Here is a 25019-nt window from a genome sequence, read left to right as displayed (position 1 = left end):
TCTTTCTAAAGGTTAAAATAGTTTTTTGTGCATGAGATAGGCCATGACCGAAGCACTCATGGCAAAGGCGATGAACATGATAATCCAGAAGGCATGTGGTTCACCGTTGAGAGGCAGTTCGTTATTTTTGAAGTTCATCCCATAGGCCGAGAAAATCATGGTCGGGATAGACATGACGATGGTCACCAGAGCCAAGGCTTTCATGATATTGTTCTGGTTATTAGAAATGATAGAGGCAAAGGTCTCTGTCATACTGTGGAGGATGTTGCCGTAGATATCAGCCATCTCAATGGCCTGTTGGGTCTCAATCAAGGTGTCTTCCAGCAAGTCCTCGTCTTCTAGGTATTTCTTGATATTGCTGGTAGAGCTGGTCAGCTTCTTAATCACTCGCTCATTTGTCTTAAGAGAGGCCTTGAAATAGACGATGGTCTTTTCCAACTCCATAAGCTCAATCAGTTCTTCATTTCGCGTGGACTTGTGCAGTTGGCTTTCAATCTGCTCACTCTTGCGGTCAATGGAGCGCAGGGCTGTCAGATATAGCTCAGCATTGCGGTAGAGAATCTGAAAGATAAAACGTGACTTCATAAAAGTATAGAAGTTGCGCAAGCGCCGGTGAATGAAGATATCTAGCAGAGGCAATTTCTCCAAACAAGTGGTGATAATCGCTTCTTCTGTGATGATAATACCAAGCGGGATAGTGACGTAGTAAATCTTATTATTCCGCTCCTCAGTGATGGGCACGTCAACGATGATCAGCGTGTACTCATCCTCGATAGTAACCCGGGACATTTCTTCCGCATCGAGGGGGGCTCGCAGGTCAGCGATGTCAATACCAAAGGCGTTGGCGATTTCGATTGATTCACTCTGGGAAGGGTTGACAAGATTAATCCAGGTGCCCGATTCGAGCGAATCAATCTCTTTGAATTCTGTCGTAGTTGATAAAAAGACTTGCTTCATAATCATTTTCCTTTCCAGAGTGTTTTTTGCATACCGTACTATTATACTACAAATTCGGGTTTTTGGGGCAAAAGTTTGCAGAAAAATTTGTTATAATGGAGAGGGTTTATAAGTGAAACGAGGTCAAGATGCAAGATAAAATTGTGATTCATGGAGCGCGAGCTCATAATTTAAAAAATATTGATGTAGAAATTCCGCGGGACAAGTTGGTCGTGGTGACCGGTCTGTCCGGTTCGGGCAAGTCCAGTCTGGCTTTTGACACCCTCTATGCTGAGGGGCAGCGCCGCTATGTGGAGAGTCTGTCGGCCTATGCTCGGCAGTTTTTGGGCAATATGGAAAAGCCGGATGTGGACTCGATTGATGGTCTCAGCCCGGCTATTTCCATCGACCAGAAGACAACCAGCAAAAATCCCCGCTCAACAGTGGGAACTGCAACCGAAATCAATGACTATCTGCGCCTGCTCTATGCTCGTGTTGGAACGCCATACTGTATTAACGGTCATGGAGCTATTACGGCTTCGTCTGTCGAGCAGATTGTTGACAAGGTTTTGGAATTGCCGGAGCGTCAGCGGTTGCAGATTTTAGCGCCGGTCATCCGCAAGAAAAAGGGTCAGCATAAGACCGTTTTTGATAAGATTCAAAAGGACGGTTATGTGCGTGTGCGCGTGGATGGCGATATTTACGATGTGACGGAAGTGCCAGAGCTTTCTAAGAGCAAGCAGCATGATATTGAGGTTGTAGTAGACAGAATTGTCATCAAGGAAGGGGTGCGCAGCCGCCTCTTTGACTCGGTCGAAGCAGCTTTGCGGATTGCTGAGGGGTATGTGGTGATTGACACCATGGACGGCGAGGAGTTGCTCTTTTCTGAGCACTATGCTTGTCCAGTCTGTGGCTTTACAGTCCCAGAACTGGAGCCACGCCTCTTCTCTTTCAATGCGCCTTTTGGCTCCTGTCCGGACTGTGATGGTCTGGGGGTTAAGCTGGAGGTAGATTTAGATGTGGTTGTGCCTGAAGCTGGCAAGACCTTGCGCGAAGGAGCGCTAGCGCCTTGGAATCCCATCTCCTCCAACTACTATCCGCAGATGCTGGAGCAGGCCATGGCAGCCTTTGGTATTGATATGGACAAGCCTTTTGAGGAACTGACTGAGGAAGAAAAACAGCTGATTTTCTTTGGTTCAGATGGTCGGGAGTTCCATTTCCACTATGAAAATGAGTTTGGCGGTGTGCGCGATATTGATATTCCTTTTGAGGGGGTTGTCACTAATATCAACCGTCGCTACCATGAAACCAATAGTGATTTTACTCGGACACAGATGCGGGCTTATATGAATGAGCTTACCTGTGTAGCTTGTCATGGTTATCGACTCAGTCCCCAGGCCTTGTCTGTCAAGGTTGGCGGCGAAGATGGCTTGCACATCGGTGAGATTTCAGACTTGTCCATTGCAGATCATTTGGAACAGTTGGAGAAGTTAAGTCTGACTGACAATGAAGACACGATTGCGCGGCCTATTCTCAAAGAAATTCATGATCGCCTGACCTTCCTTAATAATGTTGGTCTTAATTACCTGACTTTGTCTCGCTCGGCTGGGACTCTATCAGGAGGTGAGAGTCAGCGGATTCGCTTGGCGACTCAGATCGGCTCGAACTTGAGTGGTGTCCTCTATATCCTGGACGAGCCCTCTATTGGCTTGCACCAGCGTGACAATGACCGCCTGATTGCCAGCCTCAAGAAGATGCGCGACCTGGGCAATACCCTCATCGTAGTTGAGCACGATGAGGATACCATGCGGGAGGCGGACTGGCTGATTGATGTGGGACCAGGAGCCGGTGTTTTCGGCGGTGAAATCGTAGCAGCCGGCACTCCTGCGCAAGTAGCCAAGAGCAAGAAATCTATCACAGGCCAATACTTGTCAGGTAAGCGCGAGATTCCAGTACCATTGGAACGCCGCGTAGGCAACGGTCGCTTTATCGAAGTGACTGGTGCTCAGGAAAATAACCTGCAGAACATCACGGCTAGATTCCCCTTGGGCAAATTCATCGCTGTGACCGGAGTTTCTGGATCCGGTAAGTCAACGCTGGTCAATTCTATCCTTAAAAAGGCCATCGCCCAAAAACTCAACCGCAATTCTGCCAAGCCAGGTAAGTTCAAGAAAATCAGCGGCATTGAGCATGTGGATCGACTGATTGATATTGATCAAAGTCCGATTGGCCGGACACCGCGCTCTAATCCGGCTACCTATACTGGAGTCTTTGACGATATTCGCGATCTGTTTGCCAAGACCAATGAAGCCAAGATTCGCGGCTACAAGAAGGGCCGTTTCAGCTTTAATGTCAAAGGCGGTCGCTGTGAGGCCTGCTCGGGTGATGGGATTATCAAGATTGAGATGCACTTCCTGCCTGACGTCTATGTGGCCTGCGAGGTCTGTCACGGCACCCGCTATAATAGCGAGACTCTAGAGGTTCACTATAAGGAAAAGAATATTGCTCAGGTTCTGGACATGACGGTTAATGATGCGGTAGAATTCTTCCAGCACATTCCCAAGATTGCCCGCAAACTCCAGACTATCAAGGATGTGGGACTAGGCTATGTGACTCTAGGGCAGCCAGCCACGACCTTGTCAGGTGGTGAAGCTCAGCGGATGAAGCTGGCCAGCGAACTTCACAAGCGCTCGACTGGTAAGTCTTTCTATATCTTGGATGAGCCGACAACGGGTCTGCATTCCGAAGACATTGCCAAGCTCCTTCATGTGTTATCACGCTTTGTGGACGATGGCAATACAGTACTCGTTATCGAGCACAATCTGGATGTTATCAAGACAGCTGACCATATCATCGACTTAGGACCGGAAGGCGGTGTCGGTGGTGGTACAATCATTGCGACAGGGACACCGGAAGAAGTCGCTGCTAATCCAGCCAGCTATACCGGCCAGTACTTGAAAGGCAAGCTGCACGTGAAATGATTCATCAAATCCCTGTTTGATATTAAAAACAGGGATTTTTCGTGTCGGAGAATGCTCGTTGGATTCTAAGCCCTAGATAAGGTTTGTCAAAAAATGTCCTATTTGACTTGTTTTTTGATATAATAAGCTTAGTTATTTCACGGAGGTGCCTCATGTTATCAAGAGTTGAAAAGTTTGAAGCAGCATTGGCTCAGACAGAATGCGATGCTGTTTTAGTAACCAATCTGAAAAATATTTACTATCTGACTGGTTTCAGCGGGACAGAAGCGACGGTTTTCATCAGCAAAACACGCCGAATTTTCCTGACAGATGCGCGCTATACGCTGATTGCCAAGGGAGTTGTCCAAGGTTTTGATATTGTAGAAACGCGCGACGCGATTGGAGAGATTGTCAAGATTATTGCGGATGACAAGCTGCAAAAAATCGGTTTTGAGGATGAAATTTCCTATGCCTACTTCAAGATGCTGGAAAGTGTCTTCTCAGCCTACCAGCTGCTTCCCATGACAGGCTTTATTGAAAATTTGCGCATGATTAAAGATGAGCAAGAAATCGCGACAATTCGTGAGGCCTGTCAGATTTCGGATCAAGCCTTCCTAGATGTACTGGATTTTATCAAGCCTGGTGAGACGACAGAGCTGGCTGTTATGAACTTTTTAGATGCCCGTATGCGGCAGCTAGGTGCTTCAGGTGCCTCTTTTGACTTCATCATCGCTTCGGGCTACCGCTCTGCTATGCCACATGGCGTGGCTAGTGACAAGGTCATTCAAAAAGGGGAAACCTTGACCATGGACTTTGGCTGCTACTACAATCACTATGTCAGTGATATGACGCGGACTGTTCATGTGGGACATGTGACAGATGAGGAGCGGGAGATTTATGATATTGTTCTGCGTAGCAATCAAGCCCTGATAGAAGCAGCCAAGTCTGGGCTTAGCCGAATTGATTTTGACCGGATTCCGCGCCAGATTATTAACGATGCTGGCTATGGCCCTTACTTTAGCCATGGGATTGGTCACGGTATCGGCCTGGACATCCATGAGGTTCCTTACTTTGGCAAGTCAGAAGAGCTGATTGAGGCGGGCATGGTCCTGACTGATGAGCCGGGTATTTATCTGGATGGCAAATACGGCGTCCGCATCGAAGACGATCTCCTCATCACAGAAACAGGCTGCGAAGTCCTAACTCTTGCGCCGAAAGAGTTGATTGTTATTTGAGAATTATCAGGCTTTATGATAGAATAAGTAGAAATATAATTTTAAAAAGAGGTAATATAGAATGATTGAAGCAAGTAAGCTGAAAGCTGGAATGACCTTCGAAACAGCTGATGGAAAACTCATCCGCGTTTTGGAAGCGAGCCACCACAAACCAGGTAAAGGAAATACGATTATGCGTATGAAGCTGCGCGATGTTCGTACTGGCTCTACCTTTGATACCAGCTACCGTCCAGAAGAAAAATTTGAACAAGCCATTATTGAAACTGTTCCAGCTCAATACTTGTACCAAATGGATGACACTGCTTATTTCATGAATACTGAGACTTACGATCAATATGAAATTCCAGTAGTCAATGTAGAAGAAGAATTGAAATTCATCCTTGAAAACTCTGATGTGAAAATCCAGTTCTACGGAACAGAAGTGATTGGTGTGACTGTACCAACAACAGTTGAATTGGTCGTGACAGATACTCAGCCATCTATCAAGGGAGCTACTGTTACCGGATCTGGTAAGCCCGCTACACTTGAGACAGGTCTTGTTGTCAACGTACCAGACTTCATCGAAGTTGGACAAAAATTAATCATCAACACTGCAGAAGGAACTTACGTTTCTCGCGCATAATATAGAAGAGGTAATAACTATGGCAGCTGAACAATTAGGTGAAATCGTCATTGCGCCACGTGTTTTGGAAAAAATTATTGCTATTGCAACGGCAAAGGTAGAAGGCGTTTATTCCTTCGCAAATAAGAGTATGTCAGACAGTCTTTCTATGCGTTCACTCGGTCGTGGAGTATCGCTCCATACAGATGAGACAGGAGATGTGACTGTAGACATCTACCTGTATTTGGAATACGGTGTCAGCGTTCCGACTGTTGCAGTAGCAATCCAGAAGGCTGTAAAAAGTGCTGTTTTTGATATGGCTGAGGTAGAGCTGTCTGCTGTCAATATCCATGTGGCAGGTATTGTTCCAGAAAAGGCACCGAAGCCAGACTTGAAAGATCTATTTGATGAGGACTTCCTCAATGACTGATATACTGTTGGAATCCAGAAGAGGTCTGCGCCAGCGGGCTTTTCAGGCCCTGATGAGCCTAGAGTATGAAGGGGATCTTGTGGAGGCTTGCAGATTTGCCTATTCGTATGATAAGGACGAAGAGGCAGACAAAGCGGCGGAAGCTGATATTCCAGCCTTCTTGCTCAATCTGGTCTCTGGTGTGATTCAGTCCAAGGATGACTTGGATAAGAAAATTGCCCAGCACCTCAAAAAGGGCTGGACAGTGGATCGTCTGACGCTAGTAGAGAAAAATATCCTGCGTCTGGGGATCTTTGAAATTACAGAGTTTGACACTCCACAGCTGGTAGCAGTCAATGAAGCCATTGAGCTTTCCAAGCAATTCTCTGACGAAAAGTCCAGTAAGTTCATTAATGGGATTTTGAGTCAATTTATCGTTGAATAAAATAAAGGTCGAGACAAGTGTCTTGGCTTTTTTGCTTGTCAAATGTCGTTTGAATCATCAAAATCCACACAGAGAGCATGAAGTATCTGAGTGAAAAAAACTCTTCTTGAAAGCCTTTACAAGTTCAAAAAGAATAGGTATAATAAATACAGAAAACGTTTGCATAGATGTTCTCTATAAGAAATAATAAAGGAGTTTTCTGTTTATGAAAAATAACTATCACCTACAGTCTAGGAAGAGCGAAAAGCGTCATTATTTCGGCATCCGTCGCTTAAAAGTAGGAGTAGCCTCTGTTGTCATTGCCTCAGGATTCCTACTGGGAAATGCCCAATTAGTCCAAGCGGATGAAGCGAGTACAACTACCAGCCCTGCAACAGAAGCAGTCTCTGATGCAAATGCGGCAGCCCTACCTAAGTCAGCAGATGAAGAAAAAGCTGGAGAGGCAGATAGTTCAGGAGCGGGGGCTTCAGAGCAGGCTACTCCAACTGGTGTAGTGGCAGAGCAAGCTCCAGCTAGTGCAGGTTCGGAAGCAGCTGGTCAAGAGGCTGCAAATCCAAGTGAAAAAGACAAGCAAGAACCAGTAGGTCAGCCGCAAGCTTCGGCGAAAGATGCTATTGAAGAAGGCAATATTCGCTTTCATTTCAAAACCTTGCCCTCACAAAATCTAGACAGCTTGGGCCTGTGGACTTGGGATGATGTCGAGACGCCTTCTAGTCAAAAGGGTGGTTGGCCGACTGGAGCAACTAGCTTTGCGACTGCTAAAGAAGACGACTACGGCTATTATCTTGATGTTAAAATGGCTGAGAAAAGAAGCAAAATCAGCCTTCTAATCAATAATACAGCAGGTCAGAATATTACAGGTGATAAGACAGTTGAACTGCTCAGCCCGCAAATGAATGAGGTTTGGTTTGATACAGACTATCAGCCTCATACTTATGAGCCTTTGAAAAAAGGGATGGTTCGAATCAACTACTATCGTACAGATGGCCAGTATGATAAGAAGTCGCTCTGGCTCTGGGGAGATGTCCAAAATCCAAGCAAGAATTGGCCTGACGGAGTGGACTTTGAAAATACTGGGAAATATGGTCGCTATGTAGATGTTCCCTTGAAAGATGCTGCTAAGATGATTGGCTTTTTGCTTCTAGACGAAAGCAAATCAGGAGATGATGTGAAGATTCAAAATCAGGATTATAATTTCGCTAATTTGGAGAAAAACAGCCAAATTTTCTTGCGTGATGCGGATCCGACAGTTTATACCAACCCTTATTTTGTCAATGATATTCGTATGACGGGTGCCCAGCATATAGGCTTGACCGAGATTGAAGCCAGCTTTTCTACCTTAGAAAATGCCAAAAAAGAGGACATTTTAAAGAACTTAAAGATTACGGACAAAGATGGCGGAGAAGTTGCTGTTAAAGATGTGATTCTGGATCCTAAGAATAAAAGTGCCAAATTGATTGGTGATTTTAACCAAGCTCAGTCACCTTATCTTATCAAATACGGCAATGATCAATTCAAAACCAGCATGAACTGGCAGCTGAAGGATAGTCTTTACAAGTATGATGGTGATTTGGGAGCTCGTGTTTCTCAAGCGGGCAAACAAGTGGACCTAACTTTCTGGTCACCGAGTGCGGACCAAGTCGATTTGGTGGTCTATGACAAAGAAGATCAGAATAAGGTTGTTGGTCGCATGGCTATGCAGAAAGGTGAGTCTGGCACATGGATCAGCAGCTTGACGCCTGAGAGCGGTCTAGGAATTTCTGACTATCGTGGTTATTTCTATCATTATGAAATTACTCGTGGCGGCAAAAAGGTTCTTGTGCTGGACCCTTATGCCAAGTCTTTAGCTGCTTGGAACAGTGAAGATGCGGACAAGGGGGATGCCTACAAGATTGCCAAGGCAGCCTTTGTAGATCCAAGTGAATATGGACCGAAAGACCTGACCTATGCTACTATTCCGAACTTCAAGAAGCGGGAAGATGCCTTGATTTATGAGGCGCACGTTCGTGACTTTACCTCTGATCCAGCTATCTCAAAGGATTTGAAATCTCAATTTGGAACTTTCTCAGCTTTCATTGAGAAATTGGATTATTTGAAAGACTTGGGAGTGACCCACGTTCAGCTCCTGCCAGTTCTAAGTTATTACTATGTAAATGAGCTGAAAAATGCTGAGCGCATGGACAAGTACGCCTCCAGCAACAGCAACTATAACTGGGGCTATGATCCGCAAAACTACTTCTCGCTGACAGGTATGTACTCCAGCGCGCCGACAGATCCAGCCAAACGCATTGAGGAATTCAAAAATCTTGTCAACGAAATTCATAAGCGTGGAATGGGCGTTATCCTGGATGTGGTCTATAATCATACGGCTAAGACCTCTATCTTTGAAGATTTGGAGCCCAATTACTACCACTTTATGGATGCGGATGGTACACCGAGATCAAGCTTTGGTGGCGGCCGCTTGGGTACTACTCACTATATGAGCAGACGGGTCTTGGTAGATTCGATCAAGTACCTGACAGAGCAGTACAAGGTAGATGGTTTCCGCTTTGATATGATGGGGGATCACGATGCTGAGTCCATCCAAAAAGCCTTTGAAGAAGCTAAAAAGCTCAATCCAAACCTCATTATGCTGGGTGAGGGCTGGAAGACTTATGTAGGTGATGAAAATAAAGCTGTCCAGCCTGCTGACCAATCTTGGATGAAGTCAACAGACACGGTAGCGGTCTTCTCAGATGATATTCGGAATACCTTGAAATCGGGGTATCCAAATGAGGGAACACCAGCCTTTATCACTGGTGGCAAGCGTAGTGTGGAAAATGTCTTCAAAAACATCAAGGCGCAGCCAACCAATTTTGAGGCAGATAGTCCAGGGGATGTGATCCAATACATCGCAGCCCATGATAATCTGACGCTCTTTGATATCATTGCCCAGTCGATCAAGAAAGATCCGGCAGTGGCAGCCAACTATCAAGAGATTCATCGCCGCCTACGTCTGGGAAATCTGATGATTCTGACTTCGCAAGGGACACCATTTATCCACTCTGGTCAAGAGTACGGCCGGACCAAGCAATTCCGTGATCCCGACTATAAATATCCTGTCTCAGAAGACAAGGTTCCAAACAAAGCGCATTTGTTGACCAATGAGGACGGCACTCCCTTTGACTATCCGTATTTCATTCATGATTCTTATGATTCGAGCGACGCGGTCAACCACTTTGACTGGACCAAGGCGACTGATTCGGAGAAATTCCCTGAAAATGCCAAGAGTCGTGCCTATATGAAAGGCTTGATTGCTCTGCGTAAATCAACGGATGCCTTTACCCGCAGCTCCAAAGATGAAGTGGAGCAAAATGTAACCCTCATTACCCAGCCTGGCAAGGATGGTGTTGAGAAAGAAGATCTGGTCCTTGGCTACCAAGTGGTTGCCTCTAATGGCGATATTTATGCAGTCTTTGTCAATGCAGACACCAAGGAACGACAATTCAACTTTGGTGAAGCTTACAAGCATCTAGCAGGTGCAGAGGTTGTGGCAGATGGCAATACGGCAGGAGTGACGGCCATTGCTGATCCAGCAGGTGTCACCAGAAACAGCAATGGTTTAGCCCTAGCTCCGCTAACAGCGACTATTTTGCGACTTCGAAAAGCGAACCCCGCTCAGGAAGAAAAATCCCAAGATCCAACAGCTCAAGAAGAGCAGCTGTCTGCCTCTTCTGTAGCCAAGGCTCAGCCTCAGGCTTTATCCTTGGATGGGCAAAACAATCAGGATTCAGCAGTAAAAGAAGCGGCTAGCCAAACAGAAAAAGCCTTGCCAAAAACGGGAACAAGCACTTCTCTGCTGGCACTTTTAGGTGGCTTCCTTGCTTTCCTGGCCGGTCTGCTAACCTTTAGAAAGAAAGAGTAATAATTTGATGAATGCCCTGTGAGAAATTTTTAGACTATGGCTAAATAAAGACGACTTCCAATAATGGAGGTCAGCTGAGATTTTTATCTCGGCTTTTTTGGTGTAAGGAATCTAAAAAGAATGCAGATGAAGCTAGGAGTGAAGTAAGACAAAAGGCCGAGAGCCTTAAGGAAGTTAATCCTTCAAAAAAATAGCGGATTATTAGATGCTCAGATAAGGGTTTTTCTTGACAATCATTATGAAAGCGTTATAATTTAATTAGAATAATATTAGGAGGATGTTTTTTTTTATGAAAGCAACGAAAGCTACCGTAACTATTTTTTCTGCATTGGCATCAGTTATTATTCTGACGAGCTGTGCTTCGAAACCAACAGAAAATAAGACAACAGAGAGCAGTACATCGGATAATAAGATTTCGATGACCTATGATCAGCTTCGTTCAAGAGAAAATACCATGTCTACTCTTTGGTATCAAAAGGCGGCTGAAACCAAGGCTTTGTATTTCCAAGGTTATAACGTTGCAACGAATCGTCTGAAAGAATTATTAAAAACACCGACAGAAAAACCTTATTCCATCGTATTAGACTTGGATGAGACTGTACTGGATAACAGCCCCTATCAAGTGAAAAATGTAAAGGATGGCACAGCATTTACACCTGAAAATTGGGATGTTTGGGTCCAAAAGGCGGAGGCTAAAGCCGTTCCAGGAGCAAAAGAATTCCTCCAGTTTGCCAATGAAAATGGTGTACAAATTTACTATATTTCTGACCGTGCGGCTAGTCAGGTAGATGCAACCATTAAGAACCTAGAAAAAGAAGGCATTCCTGTTCAGGGGCGTGACCATTTGATGCTCTTGGAAGAAGGCGTCAATTCAAAAGAAGGACGTCGTCAAAAAGTTCAAGAAACGACAAATCTAGTTATGCTTTTTGGGGATAATTTAGTTGACTTTGCAGACTTCTCTAAAAAGTCTTCCGAAGAGCGTGACAAGAAATTGGACGAACTTCAAGAAGAATTTGGTGAAAAATTCATCATCTTCCCTAATCCAATGTATGGATCATGGGAATCCACAGTTTACAAGGGCGAAAAATTAGACGCCAAAGGCCAAGTTGAAGAACGTGAAAAAGCTTTAGAAAGCTTTGATAAATAGTATGAGAGCTTTTGAAAGATTAGACATAAAAAGAGGCTGGGACAAAAAGATTTTGATTTTAGGAATTCTTTATTATAAATTTTTAAAATCGATAGATTAGACAAAAAAGCGAACAAGACAGAATTCTGAGTGTCAGATAACTCGTTTTGTTCGCTTTTTATATTTAAGGCCGGACTTTTGTTCCAGACTCTTTTTGGGATAAAAATTAGATGCTCTTACCAGGTAAGAGACTGACTGGCAGGAAATAGCCAGTTGTTTGGACTTCTTGGCCAGCAATTTTTTTGAGGAGCAGGTCCACAGAGAGGCAGGCAATATCTTTCAGCGGCTGCTTGATCGTTGCCAGCTGTGGGTAGTAGTTCTCCACAAAGTAGGTGCCGTCATAGCCGATGATTTTCAAATCTTTGGGAATCTGGATGTCTAGCTCCTGAGCGATTTTCATAATTAAGATGGCTGTCAAATCATCTGAAGCAAAAATAGCATCGGGCTTAGTTTGACTCAGGATTTGCTTGATTTCCATTTCCTTTCGGACGGGAGAAAAGTCACTGGATACATTGATAATCGGTGCGTTCGGCAGGACGGAAGCAAAGCCGGCATGGCGCAGGCTGGTCGGTGAGTTGGAATTGTCATTGCCAGTAATCATGATGATGTTTTGCGCTCCAGCCTTGACCAAGGTCTGAGCCGCCAGCACTCCGCCACCAAAGTTGTCTGAGGAAACAACTGGGATATCCGGCGAAAGATTGCGGTCAAAGGCAATGATTGGTGCAGTCACGCGATTGTAGTCCTCGATGCCTAGATTGTGGCTGCCAGAAATGATGCCGTCCACCTGATTAGCTTCCAGCATCTCAAGGTATTCGCGCTCCTTGTCAGAGTCATGCTCACTATTGCAGATGATGGTTTTATAGCCTTGTTTAAAGAGCTCATGCTCCAGCTTGTCAATCAATTCTGCATAAAAGACATTGCTGATATTAGGGAAAATAAGTCCAATTAGCTTGGCTGATTTTCCTTGGAGGCTACGCGCCAGATTGTTGGGCTTGTAGGCCAATTCTCGCATGGCTGCCTCAACCTTCGAAATCGTTTTGTCAGACAAGTAGCCTTTTCTGTTGATGACGCGGGAAACAGTTGTGGGGCTGACTCCTGCAAGTTTTGCTACATCAGTTAGCTTTGCGACCATAATCTAATTCATAGTAAGTACCGGTTGGATTGCCCTTAGTAATAGCAATACCTGTCTGGTCTTCTCTCGGGAAGACACGGCCGGAAAATACTTTCTCTCCTTTATTGATGAAAATTTCAAAAATTGATTTATCGATGAAGATAGAAGCACTCGTTGCTTCTTTGTCAATATTACAGCTTCGGCTGGTTCCAAAGTCCAGGGCGAATGGCTCACCCGCTTGACTGCGGTCAACGGTCACTTGACCTTCCTTAAGATCAAAATTGATGCGTAACCCCTTGCCATCCTTGTCTGCAAAGAGGACGATTTCGTGTTCGGTGTCTGCAGCGAGATTCAGTTCTAGTTCGTAGCTATTCTTGCTTTCTGCCAAAGCAGCGAAAGGCTGTTCTTCTGCTCGCAAATTCTTGATAGCAGGCACTGGGTACTGGTAGAGCTTGCCGTCTTTCAGGGTTAATTCCTTGACGAGGGAGAAGGCCCCTTGATGATCGAAGCGGTCAGATGGGTATTCCACATCAGGCAAGCCTAGCCAGCTGACAGCCAGTGCACGACCGTCAGGTGCATTAAAGGCTTGGGTGGCGTAGCAGTCGAAGCCGTAGTCCAGATTTTGGATAGGGCTAGGATCAATCATAGCAGCTTTGCTTGTGTCAAACGATTGACCTATTTTATACATATTCGGATAAATGTTGTCATAATCCAGTACGTCCTTAGACAAACCTTGAGGGCAATAGAGCAGGACTGGTTGGTCATTGATAAAGACTAGATTAGGACATTCCATCATATAGGCTGTCTTGTCATTGGCGAAGCCTAAATCACCGACGGCTTCCCAGTTGGTATAGTCATTATCGACTGCCTTGTAAAGCTTGACATAGCCTTGCTTGTCTAGGTTTTGCCCACCGACAATGGCATAGAACTGTCCTTTGTAGTTGAAAATCTGCGGATCACGGAAGTGGTCGGTCGCTTCAGCAGGCTGCTCAATCAAGATTTTGTCAATTTTTTCGAGCTTGCCTGATTTATCTAACAAGGCACCAATCTGATAAGGATGGCGCACCCAATTCTCATCACGGACATTGCCAGTGTAGAAGAGAAAGAGCTTGTCGTCAAACTGCATGGCAGAGCCAGAGTAGGCGCCGTGGCTGTCCAGAGGAGTATCTGGCAGCACCCGAAGACCAGTTTCTGTGAAGTGAACTAGGTCATCGCTTTCCATCTGGACCCAGCACTTGAGGCCGTGAGCTGCTCCGAAAGGAAAGTTTTGGTAGAAAACCACCCACTTGCCGTCAAAATAAGAAAAGCCGTTGGGGTCATTGAGCAGACCTGTCTGAGGCTCTACATGGTAGTTAGCCCGCCAAGGAGATTTAGCAATGTTTTCTTTGATCTGCTGTAGCTCTTCCTGCGTCCAGTCTTCATAGCGTTTGTAGCGTTTTTCAGTCGTCCAAGCCAATCTTTTGTCCTCCGAATCATATTATTTCTTATTACTATAGTAAACGTTTTCTGCCGAAAAATCAACATTTAACAGTAAAAAAAAATTTTTTCTGCAAAACGCTTGACATATTTTTGAATCATGGTAAAATAATATTCGTAAAGGTGATAAAATCGCTTTCAAAAAGTTAAAAATATTTATAAGGAGATTTTTGCAAATGAATAATACTGAAATTGCAAAAAAAGTCATCGAAGCCCTTGGCGGACGTGAGAATGTCAACAGTGTGGCTCACTGTGCGACTCGCTTGCGCGTGATGGTAAAAGATGAAGGTAAAATCGATAAAAAGACTGTCGAAAATCTGGAAAAAGTTCAGGGTGCCTTCTTTAACTCAGGCCAGTACCAGATTATCTTTGGTACCGGTACGGTTAATAAAATCTATGACGAAGTTGTAGCCTTAGGATTGCCAACTTCATCAAAAGATGACATGAAAGCAGAAGCTGCCAAGCAAGGAAATTGGTTCCAACGTGCCATCCGTACTTTGGGTGATGTATTTGTACCACTTTTACCTGCTATTGTTGCAACAGGTTTGTTTATGGGTATCCGTGGTGCGATTGCGCAAGACCAAGTACTATCTTTGTTCGGCACAACTGCAGATGCTTTTAAAGCAACAAACTTCTATACCTATACAGTCGTACTAACAGATACAGCTTTTGCATACTTTCCAGCCTTGATTTGTTGGTCAGCCTTCCGTGTTTTCGGTGGTAATCCATTGATTGGTTTGGTTCTAGGATTGATGATGGTTAACTCTGCTTTACCAAATGCTTGGGATGTAGCTTCTGGAGATGCTAAGCCATTAATCTTCTTCGGATTTATTAAAGTTGTCGGTTATCAAAACTCAGTTTTACCAGCGTTTTTCGTTGGTTTGATTGGTGCAAAACTTGAAAAGTGGCTCCATAAGCGTATTCCTGATGTATTAGATTTACTAGTTGTACCATTTTTGACCTTCCTAGTGATGTCTATTTTAGCTTTGTTTGTCATTGGGCCTGTTTTTCACGATATTGAATCATATGTTAAAGTCGCTACAACTTGGTTACTTAGCCTACCATTTGGCTTGGGTGGTTTAGTTCTTGGTGGAGTTCACCAAGTTATTGTTGTGACAGGTGTCCATCATATTTTCAATCTACTTGAGTCTAACTTGGTAACTTCTACAGGAGAAAATCCACTAAATGCTATTATTACGGCAGCTATGACTGCTCAACTTGGAGCAACACTTGCGGTTGGTGTTAAAACGAAGAATCCAAAACTCAAAGCTCTTGCCTTCCCAGCAGCTCTTTCTGCGGGACTTGGCATCACTGAACCTGCTATTTTTGGGGTTAACCTTCGTTATGGGAAACCATTTATCATGGGCCTGCTTGCTGGTGCTGCTGGTGGTTGGTTCGCAAACATTTTAGGTTTAGCTGGAACTAGCTTTGGTATCACCATTATTCCGGGTACTCTTCTTTATCTAAATGGCCAAATTCTTCAATACATTTTGATGGTATTAATAACTACTGGTCTTGGTTTTGGATTGACTTATGCTTTTGGATATAAAGACGAAGAAGAAGTAGCTACTGAAGTAGAGACAGAGCGCTTGGTCGAAGAAGAAAAGACTGGTAATGTGCCAGCACCCCTCCAAGACGAAACGATTATTTCTCCAATTGTTGGTCAGGCAGTGGCTTTGAGCGATGTGAATGATCCTGTTTTCTCTAGCGGAGCGATGGGACAAGGAATTGCCATCAAACCTAGTGAGGGTGTCGTGTATGCACCAGCTGATGCTGAAGTGACGATTGCTTTTGCAACAGGTCACGCTTATGGTTTGAAGACAGCTAATGGTGCTGAAATTTTGATTCACGTCGGAATCGACACAGTGTCTATGGGCGGCGAAGGTTTTGACCAAAAGGTTGCTCAAGGCGACAAGGTCAAAGCTGGTGATGTTCTGGGAACATTTGAAGCTGAGAAAATTGCAGCCGCTGGTCTGGATGATACGACTATGGTCATCGTTACCAACACAGCTGACTACGATTCTGTGACTCCAGTAGCAGAAGGAGCTCTTGCTAAAGGCGACGCAGTTATTGAAGTGAAAGCTTAATGGAATTTAGAAAACGAACAAAAGTTGATTTGTTCGTTTTTTATGTCATAAGTACAGTCTTGTTGAAAAAGCTTTAAAAAGACTATTTTTAGCAAGAAGTCTGCAAGAGATATGCTATAATGAATAGAGTAGAAATCAAATATTAAAAGAGGATTTATAATGACAAAATTGTATGGAAGTTTGGAAGCGGGAGGCACTAAGTTTGTCTGTGCTGTAGGCGATGAGCGGTTTGAAGTTATTGAAAAGACACAGTTTCCAACGACCACGCCTATCGAAACACTAGACAAGACGATCGAGTTCTTTTCTCGTTTCGACAATTTAGCTGGTTTGGCTGTTGGATCTTTCGGGCCGATTGATATTGACCCTAACTCAAAGACTTACGGCTTTATCACGACTACGCCTAAGCTGCATTGGGCTAATGTGGATATTGTCGGCGCTCTGCGCCGGGCCCTCAATGTGCCTATTTACTTTACAACGGATGTCAATAGCTCGGCTTATGGTGAAGTGGTAGCCCGTAACAATGCTGGCGGCCGTATTGAAAATCTGGTCTATTATACGATTGGGACAGGAATCGGTGCGGGTGCTATCCAGCGAGGCGAATTTATAGGGGGGACAGGTCACCCAGAGATGGGGCATTATTATGTAGCTAAGCACCCTATGGATGTAGAGAAAGAGTTCAATGGTGTTTGTCCTTTCCACAATGGCTGTTTGGAAGGATTGGCGGCTGGGCCAAGTTTAGAGGCGCGAACTGGAGTTCGTGGAGAGAATATTAAACTCAATAGTTCCGTCTGGGATATTCAAGCTTACTACATCGCTCAGGCGGCTATTCAGGCGACAGTGACTTTCCGTCCAGATGTCATCGTCTTTGGTGGCGGTGTTATGGCGCAGCAGCACATGCTGGATCGGGTTCGTGAGAAATTCACAGTTCTTCTGAATGGCTATTTGCCAGTTCCCGATGTTCGTGACTATATCGTGACACCGGCTGTAGCTGGAAATGGCTCCGCAACGCTGGGCAACTTTGTACTGGCCAAAGAAGTTAGTGAGCGCCACGCAAAATAAGCTTATAGGGTCTGATTTATCAGGCCCTTCTCTATGAGGAAAAGTAATGGAAAAAGCAATTGTCAAAGATATTTTCTTCCTACAGCAGCCATCAGAGCAGGCTAGTAGAGAAGACCTTTATCTGGCTCAAGACTTGCAGGATACTCTGCAGGCCAATCGAGAAAATTGTATAGGGCTCGCAGCCAATATGATTGGCGTCCGTAAGCGAGTCATTATCTTTCTATATGGCTTGGTGCCGGTAGTCATGTTTAATCCGGTGCTGCGCTCTAAATCAGGGTCTTATCAGACAGAAGAGGGTTGCCTGTCCTTGGTTGGAAGCCGTCCTACCCAACGTTATCAGGAAATCACAATCGATTATCTGGATAAACATTGGCAGCAGCAGACTATGACTTTGAAAGGCCTGCCTGCCCAAATCTGCCAGCATGAATTGGACCATTTGGAAGGAATCTTGATTTAAGGAAATCATTCAGCCTGAGAAGGGCTGAATTTTTTATCGAAAAAATAGTTCTCATAGAAACTTTTTTCTTGACATTTTTCTTCCATGTGTTAAAATAGTTCTCATGAAAACTAATTAGTTCTCACGAGAACCAATCTAGGAAGGAAGTTTTGATGGAAAAGCCTTTATTAGAAATGAAGCGTTTTGGACGAAAGATTCATCTCATAGTGGAAAAACTTGCCAAGGAGCAAGGGATTGAGTCCATGGCTGGGCCGCAGGGACAGGTCTTGCATATTGTCGCCTATCGTATGGAAGAGGGGAAGGACACTCTTATCAAGGATATTGAGCAGGAGTTGGATATTTCCAAATCGGTGGCCTCTAACTTAATGAAAAGGATGGAGAAGAATGGATTTATCCAGCTGGAAACGAGCAAGACAGACAAGCGGGCTAAATATATCCGTCTCACTCCGCAGTCGCAGGAAAGAATGAAAAAAATCCGTGATTTTTTTGATGAAATGGATCGTTCTATTTTGAATGGTGTTTCTGAGCAGGAACTGCTGATTTTTTCTCAAGTCATGGCCAAGTTTTATCAGAATATCGAAAGTTTAGAAAATGGAGGGAAAGATGTTTAAGTTATTTAAACGGCTGACGGCAAGGGAAGTGAGCATGATTGTTCTCAGTGTGCTCTTCACCTTCCTAACAGTATATTTGGAATTAGAAGTTCCGACCTATATTTCGACGATTACAGAGCTATTGCAAACACCGGGGACTGGTTTGGCGGATTTGTGGGAGCCAGGTCTGAAAATGATCGGCCTGTCTTTTGCTAGTTTGCTGTCAGCTGTTGTGGTTGGCTTTTTTGCCGCTCGTGTAGCAGCCAGCTTTACCCAGAGTTTGCGGAGCGATATTTTCAACCGTGTGCTAGACTATTCGCAGACGGAGATTAAGAAATTTTCAATCCCTAGTCTGCTGACTCGGACGACGAATGATATTACCCAGGTACAGACCTTAATTACCATGGGGCTGCAGGTGGTGACCAGGGGACCGATTATGGCGATTTGGGCTATGACTAAGATTATCGGCAAGTCAGAAAGTTGGCTGATGGCGGTTCTCATTGCTGTTATAGTCAATATCCTGATGACAGCAGTTTTGATGACCTTGGCCTTTCCCAAACAGTCAGTTGCGCAGCGTTTGGTCGATAAACTAAACAGCGTCACTAGAGAGAGTCTGACTGGGATTCGCGTGGTCCGGGCTTACAATGCTGAGGATTATCAGGATGAGAAATTTGCGGCAGCCAATGATGAAGTAACCCGGCTCAATCTTTTTATCGGTCGTCTGATGGCTATGATAAATCCAGTTATGATGGGGATTTCCAGCGGTTTGACACTGGCTATTTACTGGATTGGTGCTTATTTGATTCAGGAAGCTGGACTGCAGGAGCGTCTCCCGCTCTTCAGTGATATGGTCGTCTTTATGTCCTATGCTATGCAGATTGTGATTGGGTTCTTGCTCATGGGGGCTCTCTTCATCGTCCTGCCTCGGACCATTGTATCCGCTGGCCGGATTAATGAAGTGCTGGACCTGCATTCTTCTATCACCAGTCCAGAACAGCCTAAGGCAGCAGCGGATAGCAAGGGAGAAGTGGTCTTTCGAGATGTGTCCTTCCGCTATTCCAAGAATTCAGAAGCAGTCATTGAGCATGTTAGCTTTACAGCGCAGGCTGGTGATACCGTGGCCTTTATCGGTTCAACCGGTTCAGGAAAATCCACGCTAGTCAATCTCATTCCTCGTTTCTATGATGTGACTGAAGGAGAGATTCTGGTAGATGGTGTCAATGTTCAGGATTACCAGCTGGAAGACTTGCATAATAAGGTCGGCTACATCCCTCAAAAGGCGGTGCTTTTCTCTGGCGATGTTGAGAGCAATCTGGACTTCGGCCAAAGCAAAGAAAGCCCGCTGGATGAGCAGAAAATGTGGGAGGCTCTTGACCTAGCACAGGCTAAACCCTTTGTCCAAGAGAAGGAAAAGGGGCTGAAAGCAGAAGTGGCTCAAAGCGGGACCAACTTCTCTGGTGGTCAGCGTCAGCGTTTGGCTATTGCCAGAGCATTAGCTCGTAAGCCAGAAATCCTCATCTTTGATGATTCTTTCTCAGCGCTGGACTATAAGACAGACCGTATTTTGCGCAAGGAATTGGCTGAGCGGACGCAGGATATGACCAAACTAATCGTGGCGCAGCGGATTTCTACTATCATGGATGCGGATCAAATCTTGGTCTTGGATGCTGGTAAGGTGGTTGGTCAAGGTACCCACCGAGAGCTTTTGGCCAGCAACGAAGTCTATCAAGAAATTGCCTACTCACAACTATCCAAGGAGGAATTAGAAAATGGAAAATAAGAAGCCTTCATTATTTAGCCAGATACGACCTTATCTCAAAGGCTTCCAGCTTCCTCTTGCTTTGGCATTTGTGGGAGCTGTCTTGTCAAACATTATCACGGTCTATGGGCCAAATAAACTAAAAGAAATTACCAATCTCATCTCTGAAGGTTTGGCTACCAATATTGATTTAAAAGCCGTGTCTCAGATTGCCCTTCTGCTGACCGTGCTCTATGCAGTTGGAGCCCTGCTCAACTACGGGCAGTCTTTTATCATCAGTACGGTTATCCAGTATTTCTCTAAGCGGCTGCGGACGGCCATTGCAGAGAAGATTAACAAGCTGCCGCTGGGCTATTTCGATGGTCATTCTCAGGGGGATACTCTGTCGCGCGTGACTAATGACGTAGATACGGTCGGCCAATCCCTCAATCAGAGTCTGGGAAATGTTATCTCTTCCATCCTGCTCTTGGTGGCTGTGGTTTTGACTATGTTCTTCATGAACTGGATCTTGGCCTTGGTAACCATCTTGGCTACTGTAGTCGGCTTTGTCTTTGTCGGTCTCATCATGGGCAAGTCTCAGGGCTATTTCACCGCCCAGCAAAACGATCTGGCTGCGGTAAACGGTTATGTGGAGGAGATGTACTCCGGCCATAATGTCGTTACCAGCTATAATGCCATTGAGCAGTCAAAGGAGCACTTTGCAGTTCTCAATCACAATCTCTATAACAGTATTTGGAAGTCTCAATTTATCTCTAGCATGATGATGCCGCTCATGTTCTTTACGGGGAATTTTTCTTATGTGCTGGTTATTTTGGTCGGTGCTGCTCTGGCGATTAATGGCTCTATTAGTATCGGAATTATTGTCGCCTTTATGGTTTATGTGCGGACCTTCTCTCAGCCTTTGTCACAGATTGCCCAAGGTATCGCCGTCTTGCAGCAGGCTGGTGCAGCACTGGTTCGTGTCTTTGAATTTCTGGCTGAGCCTGATATGGAAGACGACCAGCATAAAGAGCAGCAGCTTACTGCTGTCAAGGGAAATGTTGCCTTTGAAGAAGTCTTCTTTGGCTACAAGCCAGACCAGACCATCATTCATGATTTCTCAGCCCAGGCCAAAGCCGGACAGAAGATTGCCATTGTCGGCCCAACAGGTGCTGGTAAGACGACTATCGTTAATCTCCTTATGAAGTTCTATGAAATTGATAAAGGACGTATCAGCATTGATGGTATAGATATTAAGGATATGAAACGCTCCGAGGTTCACGATGCTTTTTCAATGGTCTTGCAGGATACCTGGCTCTTTGAGGGGACTATCCGTGAGAACTTGATTTATAATCAGGAGCATGTGACAGATGAAGCGGTTATCGCTGCAGCGAAGGCGGTTGGTGTTCATCACTTTATCATGACTCTGCCGCAAGGTTATGATACAGTGCTGGATGACACAGTCAACTTGTCGGTCGGTCAGAAGCAGCTGCTGACGATCGCTCGTGCTCTGCTGAAAGATGCACCGCTCTTGATCTTGGATGAGGCAACTTCGTCAGTCGATACGCGGACGGAGGAGCTGATTCAAAAGGCTATGGACAAACTCATGGAAGGACGGACTTCCTTTGTCATTGCCCACCGCCTGTCTACTATCCGTAATGCGGATCTTATCTTGGTCATGCGCGATGGAAATATCATCGAGCAGGGTAACCACGATGAACTCATGGATCAGAATGGCTTCTATGCGGACCTCTATAATAGTCAGTTTGTAGAGGAAGATGCAGGTTGATGCTCAAATAAAACATCAGGAATGTTCCTTTTCCTGATGTTTTTTTAGTTTTCTATCACAAGCTTTTCTTCTAGGCCAAGTTTCTCTAGGAAACGGCCTTGCTCTTCTTGGATTTGCGGTGTCGGATTTTTGATGCCCATGACTAGTTCTATCATTTCTGGATGGACTTCCCGCACCAGCTGACTCAGAGCCCAGATAGCTGTAGCGACATGAATCGGATTTTGCCCCTTGTCGATAATTTCCAGTATTTTGGGAATGGCAGAGCGATCATTAGCATTTGCCAGAGCGATAATGGCATTGCGCTGCAGAATGTTTTTCCCCCGCCAGCTGCCGGCCACATGGCCGAATTTCTCCTTAAACTGACCGTTGGAAAGCTCCAAGAAAGGCAGGAGCTCTGGATGAGAGAGTTCAGGGTCAATTTCTGTCGCCAGAGGATTGTCCAAACCTTTATTGTAAGGACAGCAGATTTGGCAGATATCGCAGCCATAGATGACAGTCTTAATCTTCTTACGAAATTCCAAATCCATGACGCCCTTGTCCTGAGTCTGAAAGGACAGACAGCGCTTGGCATTCATGCTGCCATCGCCAATCAAGCAAGAAGTAGGGCAGGCTGTCACACAGCGGTTGCAGTCTCCGCAGCCGTAGTCGACGGGCTGATCAGGCTCGATGTCCAGATTGGTGATTAGCTCTCCCAAAAACATATAGGAGCCAAATTCCTTGGAGATGACCAAGCCGTTCTTGCCGATAAAGCCGATTCCTGCTCTTTGGGCTACGGCGGTATCGACCAAGGCGCCCGTGTCCACCATGCCCTTGTATTCAAAGTCAGCGGTCAGTTCTTCGATTCCCTTGGCCAGCCGGTCCAGCTTGTCCTGCAGGACATAGTGGTAGTCCAGTCCCCAGCTGTTAGGGGTGAATTTCCCCCGCTTGTAGGCCGTTTTCTGAGGCTGCTGCTTGAGCTTGTGGGGGTAGGCGACTGCGATAGAGATAATGGTCTTGGCTGAGGCTAGACTCAGCTTAGGCTTGATCCGCTCCTCAATATTCTTATGCTCAAATCCTGAATTTCGTCCCTCTTCGACAGACAAGCGCAGCGACTTCTCCAGATAGTCAAAATCGTCCGCTGTCGTAAAGCCAATCTTAGAAATCCCAATGTCTTTTGCTAAGTTAATAATTTCTTCTTTGATGTTCATCCTTACTATTATAGCGGAAAAATGCCAACTTGGCGAATGATTGAGAAAGGGTTGCCTCCTATATAGATATACCAATATTTTATAAGACTTCCTAATCCTGTAGCCTATATGATATAATGAAATGTGGAATTTTTTTATAGAAAGTTCCGCAAAGTTTAGGGAATTTTTTTAATAAATGGGAGTTATAATATGAAAAAGAGATATTATGAGTTTTTGAATGTCCTTGTTACGGATTGTAATCCAATCAGAAACTTAGATTTTTATAAGGCTGGTTTAATTGAGTTATTTTTTATCTCACTGGTATCTATCGTTTCGATTTTCTTGCGTGGTGAGATGCATCACCTGAGCATGATGGTCATGAATTTTACTATCGTTCACGCGCTTATCTTGTTCCTGGCCTTTTTACTCTTCCAAAAGTTTTTTGATACCAAAGCCTTGCAGCTCATTCCGACCAGCTCTTACCTATTTCTTCATTTTGAATTGCTTTTTTGGGGTTCCATCTTTTTTGGTGAGAACTACTTAGCATTTTTTATGATTTTTATCATACTCAGCTTGTCTTATCAGCTGATCAATTTGCTCTATCAGATGGTGATCGTTTCAAAATTGAGATATTTTGAACAGAAACAAAAGATCAACATTTTGCAGATTCATGCCATTGTCCTGTGTTGCCTGTCAGCAGGAGTAGCAGTCATCACTCGCCTGTTTATGCTGTCAGGAATCTATATGATTATTGCATTGGTAGGCTTGAGCATCGCATTGACGCCCTTGTATCTATTGGGCTATGCACAAGTTTTCACAGGCTGGAGAAATCAAGTGCCTGAAAAATGGTAGAATTGAAGGGGGATTATCGAAGAGATAACTTCCTCTTTTTTCATTAGGAGGGAAGAAGTAAATGCTAATAATTAGCCACTATAACTGGATTGTTTATTAAGAATGAATTAAAATAGATAATAATTATACTGAGATATTTAGAAGAAACAAAAATATCAATACAGGAGCTGCGAAATGAAGAAAAAATATTACGATTTTTTGAATGTGATTATTATAGATGTCTATATTTCAATTTCTGACTCACTGACAATTGCTTTAATATGAGTTGATAATCTTAATAAAAGTATTGCAGACGTTGGAAAATCCTTTGATTCAGGTATCAAATCGGTTCAGAAAGTGTTTGGGTGGTAATTTGGAATTAAAATTTAAATATTCGAATATAGCGGTGTTCCGTATTGTTAACTTTGAAAATAAACAATATATCTTAGATCCTACTTCTATAAGAGGCAAGTCATATTTTTTTGGACTGCTTCCTAAAGAAGTTACAGTAGATATGAGTGAGTTATCTTCATCCAATGAGAGTTTTAAAATAAAATCTAAGGCACCATTAGGAATTTCTACTATAGCCATCTTGGTTCAGCCACTTGTGGGTATCTCTTATAGACTCATGAAAGAGGCATTTATTGGTTGGGGTATAAGTCAACAACTTTCTTTGAAATTAGGTATCTTTGCTTTCTCTATGATTTTGTCATATCTTATGGCTATCTGTTATGAAAAAGTTGCAATACGAAAGTATAAATCAAGAATCCCTAAAAATAGCAGACGTTATAGGCTCGTTTTTGAACCAAAAGGCAAACGAATAATTGATTGGTATTTCATATTTGTAATTAATATTATTTGTTTAGCTTTTTTTATGGGAACTGATAATGGCTCAGAAGGAGCCTCGTTAGTTATAAATGGCATAATATCTTGGTTCTACTTTGTAATGATGAGAATGCCACAAGTGCCCTCGTATTATAAGACGCTATTATTAAATAAAATTGAAGAGTTGTAATAGCAGTATACAGTAGGGAGAAGA

Annotated in this window: 19 protein-coding genes and 1 pseudogene; 16 read left to right on the top strand and 4 right to left on the bottom strand. The window is 44.3% G+C overall.

What is annotated here, in order from left to right:
* Positions 1–12 precede the first annotated feature (12 nt).
* On the bottom strand, positions 13–957 hold the full coding sequence (locus FFV08_09660; GenBank protein ID QLB52835.1) for a magnesium transporter CorA family protein: 945 nt from the start codon (positions 955–957) through the stop codon (positions 13–15).
* A gap of 128 nt (positions 958–1085) precedes the next feature.
* Between FFV08_09660 and uvrA the strand changes: the two genes are divergently transcribed.
* The 7 genes from uvrA (at position 1086) to FFV08_09625 (ending at position 11637) form a co-directional block, all read left to right on the top strand.
* Positions 1086–3917 (top strand): excinuclease ABC subunit UvrA, encoded by a 2832-nt coding sequence (gene uvrA / locus FFV08_09655; GenBank protein ID QLB52834.1) that lies wholly within the window; start codon positions 1086–1088, stop codon positions 3915–3917.
* 152 nt (positions 3918–4069) lie between these two features.
* Positions 4070–5131 carry an aminopeptidase P family protein gene (locus FFV08_09650; protein QLB52833.1) on the top strand — a complete coding sequence of 354 codons (1062 nt, stop codon included), beginning with the start codon at positions 4070–4072 and terminating at the stop codon, positions 5129–5131.
* Positions 5132–5192: 61 nt separating this feature from the next.
* Positions 5193–5753, top strand: a complete 561-nt coding sequence (gene efp, locus FFV08_09645; protein QLB52832.1) for an elongation factor P — start codon at positions 5193–5195, stop codon at positions 5751–5753.
* Between the two features lie 19 nt (positions 5754–5772).
* Entirely contained in the window at positions 5773–6162 is a 390-nt protein-coding gene (locus FFV08_09640) for an Asp23/Gls24 family envelope stress response protein (protein ID QLB52831.1), read from the top strand.
* A complete protein-coding gene (gene nusB, locus FFV08_09635; GenBank protein QLB52830.1) occupies positions 6140–6586 on the top strand; it encodes a transcription antitermination factor NusB in 447 nt (148 codons plus the stop codon). Before FFV08_09640 ends, nusB begins: the two co-directional genes overlap by 23 nt.
* Before the next feature lie 205 nt (positions 6587–6791).
* Positions 6792–10490 (top strand): pullulanase, encoded by a 3699-nt coding sequence (locus tag FFV08_09630; GenBank protein ID QLB52829.1) that lies wholly within the window; start codon positions 6792–6794, stop codon positions 10488–10490.
* A gap of 289 nt (positions 10491–10779) precedes the next feature.
* A complete protein-coding gene (locus tag FFV08_09625; GenBank protein ID QLB52828.1) occupies positions 10780–11637 on the top strand; it encodes a 5'-nucleotidase, lipoprotein e(P4) family in 858 nt (285 codons plus the stop codon).
* A gap of 205 nt (positions 11638–11842) precedes the next feature.
* On the opposite strand, the gene FFV08_09620 is transcribed toward FFV08_09625, so the two are convergent.
* Positions 11843–12808 (bottom strand): LacI family transcriptional regulator, encoded by a 966-nt coding sequence (locus FFV08_09620; GenBank protein QLB52827.1) that lies wholly within the window; start codon positions 12806–12808, stop codon positions 11843–11845.
* On the bottom strand, positions 12789–14243 hold the full coding sequence (locus FFV08_09615; GenBank protein ID QLB52826.1) for a sucrose-6-phosphate hydrolase: 1455 nt from the start codon (positions 14241–14243) through the stop codon (positions 12789–12791). The genes FFV08_09620 and FFV08_09615 overlap by 20 nt, the downstream gene beginning before the upstream one ends.
* A 50-nt stretch (positions 14244–14293) precedes the next feature.
* Here FFV08_09615 and FFV08_09610 point away from each other — a divergent pair.
* From FFV08_09610 to FFV08_09580, 7 genes and pseudogenes are all read left to right on the top strand, one after another.
* Positions 14294–14447 (top strand): annotated as a pseudogene (locus tag FFV08_09610) (accessory regulator T protein).
* Positions 14440–16350, top strand: a complete 1911-nt coding sequence (locus tag FFV08_09605; GenBank protein QLB52825.1) for a PTS beta-glucoside transporter subunit IIBCA — start codon at positions 14440–14442, stop codon at positions 16348–16350. The pseudogene FFV08_09610 and the gene FFV08_09605 overlap by 8 nt, the downstream one beginning before the upstream one ends.
* Positions 16351–16509: 159 nt before the next feature.
* On the top strand, positions 16510–17409 hold the full coding sequence (locus FFV08_09600; GenBank protein QLB52824.1) for an ROK family protein: 900 nt from the start codon (positions 16510–16512) through the stop codon (positions 17407–17409).
* Positions 17410–17455: 46 nt separating this feature from the next.
* Positions 17456–17866 (top strand): peptide deformylase, encoded by a 411-nt coding sequence (locus FFV08_09595; GenBank protein ID QLB52823.1) that lies wholly within the window; start codon positions 17456–17458, stop codon positions 17864–17866.
* 152 nt (positions 17867–18018) lie between these two features.
* On the top strand, positions 18019–18477 hold the full coding sequence (locus FFV08_09590) for a winged helix DNA-binding protein (GenBank protein ID QLB52822.1): 459 nt from the start codon (positions 18019–18021) through the stop codon (positions 18475–18477).
* Positions 18470–20236, top strand: a complete 1767-nt coding sequence (locus FFV08_09585) for an ABC transporter ATP-binding protein (GenBank protein ID QLB52821.1) — start codon at positions 18470–18472, stop codon at positions 20234–20236. The genes FFV08_09590 and FFV08_09585 overlap by 8 nt, the downstream gene beginning before the upstream one ends.
* Positions 20226–21983: an ABC transporter ATP-binding protein gene (locus tag FFV08_09580; protein QLB52820.1), complete on the top strand. Its 1758-nt coding sequence runs from the start codon at positions 20226–20228 to the stop codon at positions 21981–21983. The genes FFV08_09585 and FFV08_09580 overlap by 11 nt, the downstream gene beginning before the upstream one ends.
* A gap of 44 nt (positions 21984–22027) precedes the next feature.
* Here FFV08_09580 and queG read toward each other — a convergent pair whose 3' ends face one another.
* Positions 22028–23170: a tRNA epoxyqueuosine(34) reductase QueG gene (gene queG / locus FFV08_09575; protein ID QLB52819.1), complete on the bottom strand. Its 1143-nt coding sequence runs from the start codon at positions 23168–23170 to the stop codon at positions 22028–22030.
* A 189-nt stretch (positions 23171–23359) separates the two neighbouring features.
* Here queG and FFV08_09570 point away from each other — a divergent pair, with 189 nt between their 5' ends.
* Positions 23360–24001 carry a lantibiotic ABC transporter permease gene (locus FFV08_09570; protein ID QLB52818.1) on the top strand — a complete coding sequence of 214 codons (642 nt, stop codon included), beginning with the start codon at positions 23360–23362 and terminating at the stop codon, positions 23999–24001.
* Between the two features lie 352 nt (positions 24002–24353).
* Positions 24354–24995 (top strand): hypothetical protein, encoded by a 642-nt coding sequence (locus FFV08_09565; GenBank protein QLB52817.1) that lies wholly within the window; start codon positions 24354–24356, stop codon positions 24993–24995.
* The last annotated feature ends 24 nt before the right edge of the window (positions 24996–25019 follow it).

Origin of the sequence: Streptococcus sanguinis (genome assembly GCA_013378335.1) — a bacterium.
GTDB lineage: Bacteria > Bacillota > Bacilli > Lactobacillales > Streptococcaceae > Streptococcus > Streptococcus sanguinis_I.
Note: the sequence above shows the minus strand (reverse complement) of the source record. Positions and strands in the feature narration are given on the sequence as shown.

What these genes read in the sequence shown, in the direction of transcription:
- FFV08_09590 (QLB52822.1), top strand. Translation starts at nt 18,019, where the DNA reads ATGGAAAAGCCTTTATTAGAAATGAAGCGTTTTGGACGAAAGATTCAT.
- FFV08_09570 (QLB52818.1), top strand. Translation starts at nt 23,360, where the DNA reads ATGAAAAAGAGATATTATGAGTTTTTGAATGTCCTTGTTACGGATTGT.
- queG (QLB52819.1), bottom strand. Translation starts at nt 23,170, where the DNA reads ATGAACATCAAAGAAGAAATTATTAACTTAGCAAAAGACATTGGGATT.
- FFV08_09585 (QLB52821.1), top strand. Translation starts at nt 18,470, where the DNA reads ATGTTTAAGTTATTTAAACGGCTGACGGCAAGGGAAGTGAGCATGATT.
- uvrA (QLB52834.1), top strand. Translation starts at nt 1,086, where the DNA reads ATGCAAGATAAAATTGTGATTCATGGAGCGCGAGCTCATAATTTAAAA.
- FFV08_09605 (QLB52825.1), top strand. Translation starts at nt 14,440, where the DNA reads ATGAATAATACTGAAATTGCAAAAAAAGTCATCGAAGCCCTTGGCGGA.
- FFV08_09660 (QLB52835.1), bottom strand. Translation starts at nt 957, where the DNA reads ATGAAGCAAGTCTTTTTATCAACTACGACAGAATTCAAAGAGATTGAT.
- FFV08_09600 (QLB52824.1), top strand. Translation starts at nt 16,510, where the DNA reads ATGACAAAATTGTATGGAAGTTTGGAAGCGGGAGGCACTAAGTTTGTC.
- FFV08_09630 (QLB52829.1), top strand. Translation starts at nt 6,792, where the DNA reads ATGAAAAATAACTATCACCTACAGTCTAGGAAGAGCGAAAAGCGTCAT.
- FFV08_09620 (QLB52827.1), bottom strand. Translation starts at nt 12,808, where the DNA reads ATGGTCGCAAAGCTAACTGATGTAGCAAAACTTGCAGGAGTCAGCCCC.
- FFV08_09640 (QLB52831.1), top strand. Translation starts at nt 5,773, where the DNA reads ATGGCAGCTGAACAATTAGGTGAAATCGTCATTGCGCCACGTGTTTTG.
- FFV08_09650 (QLB52833.1), top strand. Translation starts at nt 4,070, where the DNA reads ATGTTATCAAGAGTTGAAAAGTTTGAAGCAGCATTGGCTCAGACAGAA.
- nusB (QLB52830.1), top strand. Translation starts at nt 6,140, where the DNA reads ATGAGGACTTCCTCAATGACTGATATACTGTTGGAATCCAGAAGAGGT.
- efp (QLB52832.1), top strand. Translation starts at nt 5,193, where the DNA reads ATGATTGAAGCAAGTAAGCTGAAAGCTGGAATGACCTTCGAAACAGCT.
- FFV08_09595 (QLB52823.1), top strand. Translation starts at nt 17,456, where the DNA reads ATGGAAAAAGCAATTGTCAAAGATATTTTCTTCCTACAGCAGCCATCA.
- FFV08_09625 (QLB52828.1), top strand. Translation starts at nt 10,780, where the DNA reads ATGAAAGCAACGAAAGCTACCGTAACTATTTTTTCTGCATTGGCATCA.
- FFV08_09580 (QLB52820.1), top strand. Translation starts at nt 20,226, where the DNA reads ATGGAAAATAAGAAGCCTTCATTATTTAGCCAGATACGACCTTATCTC.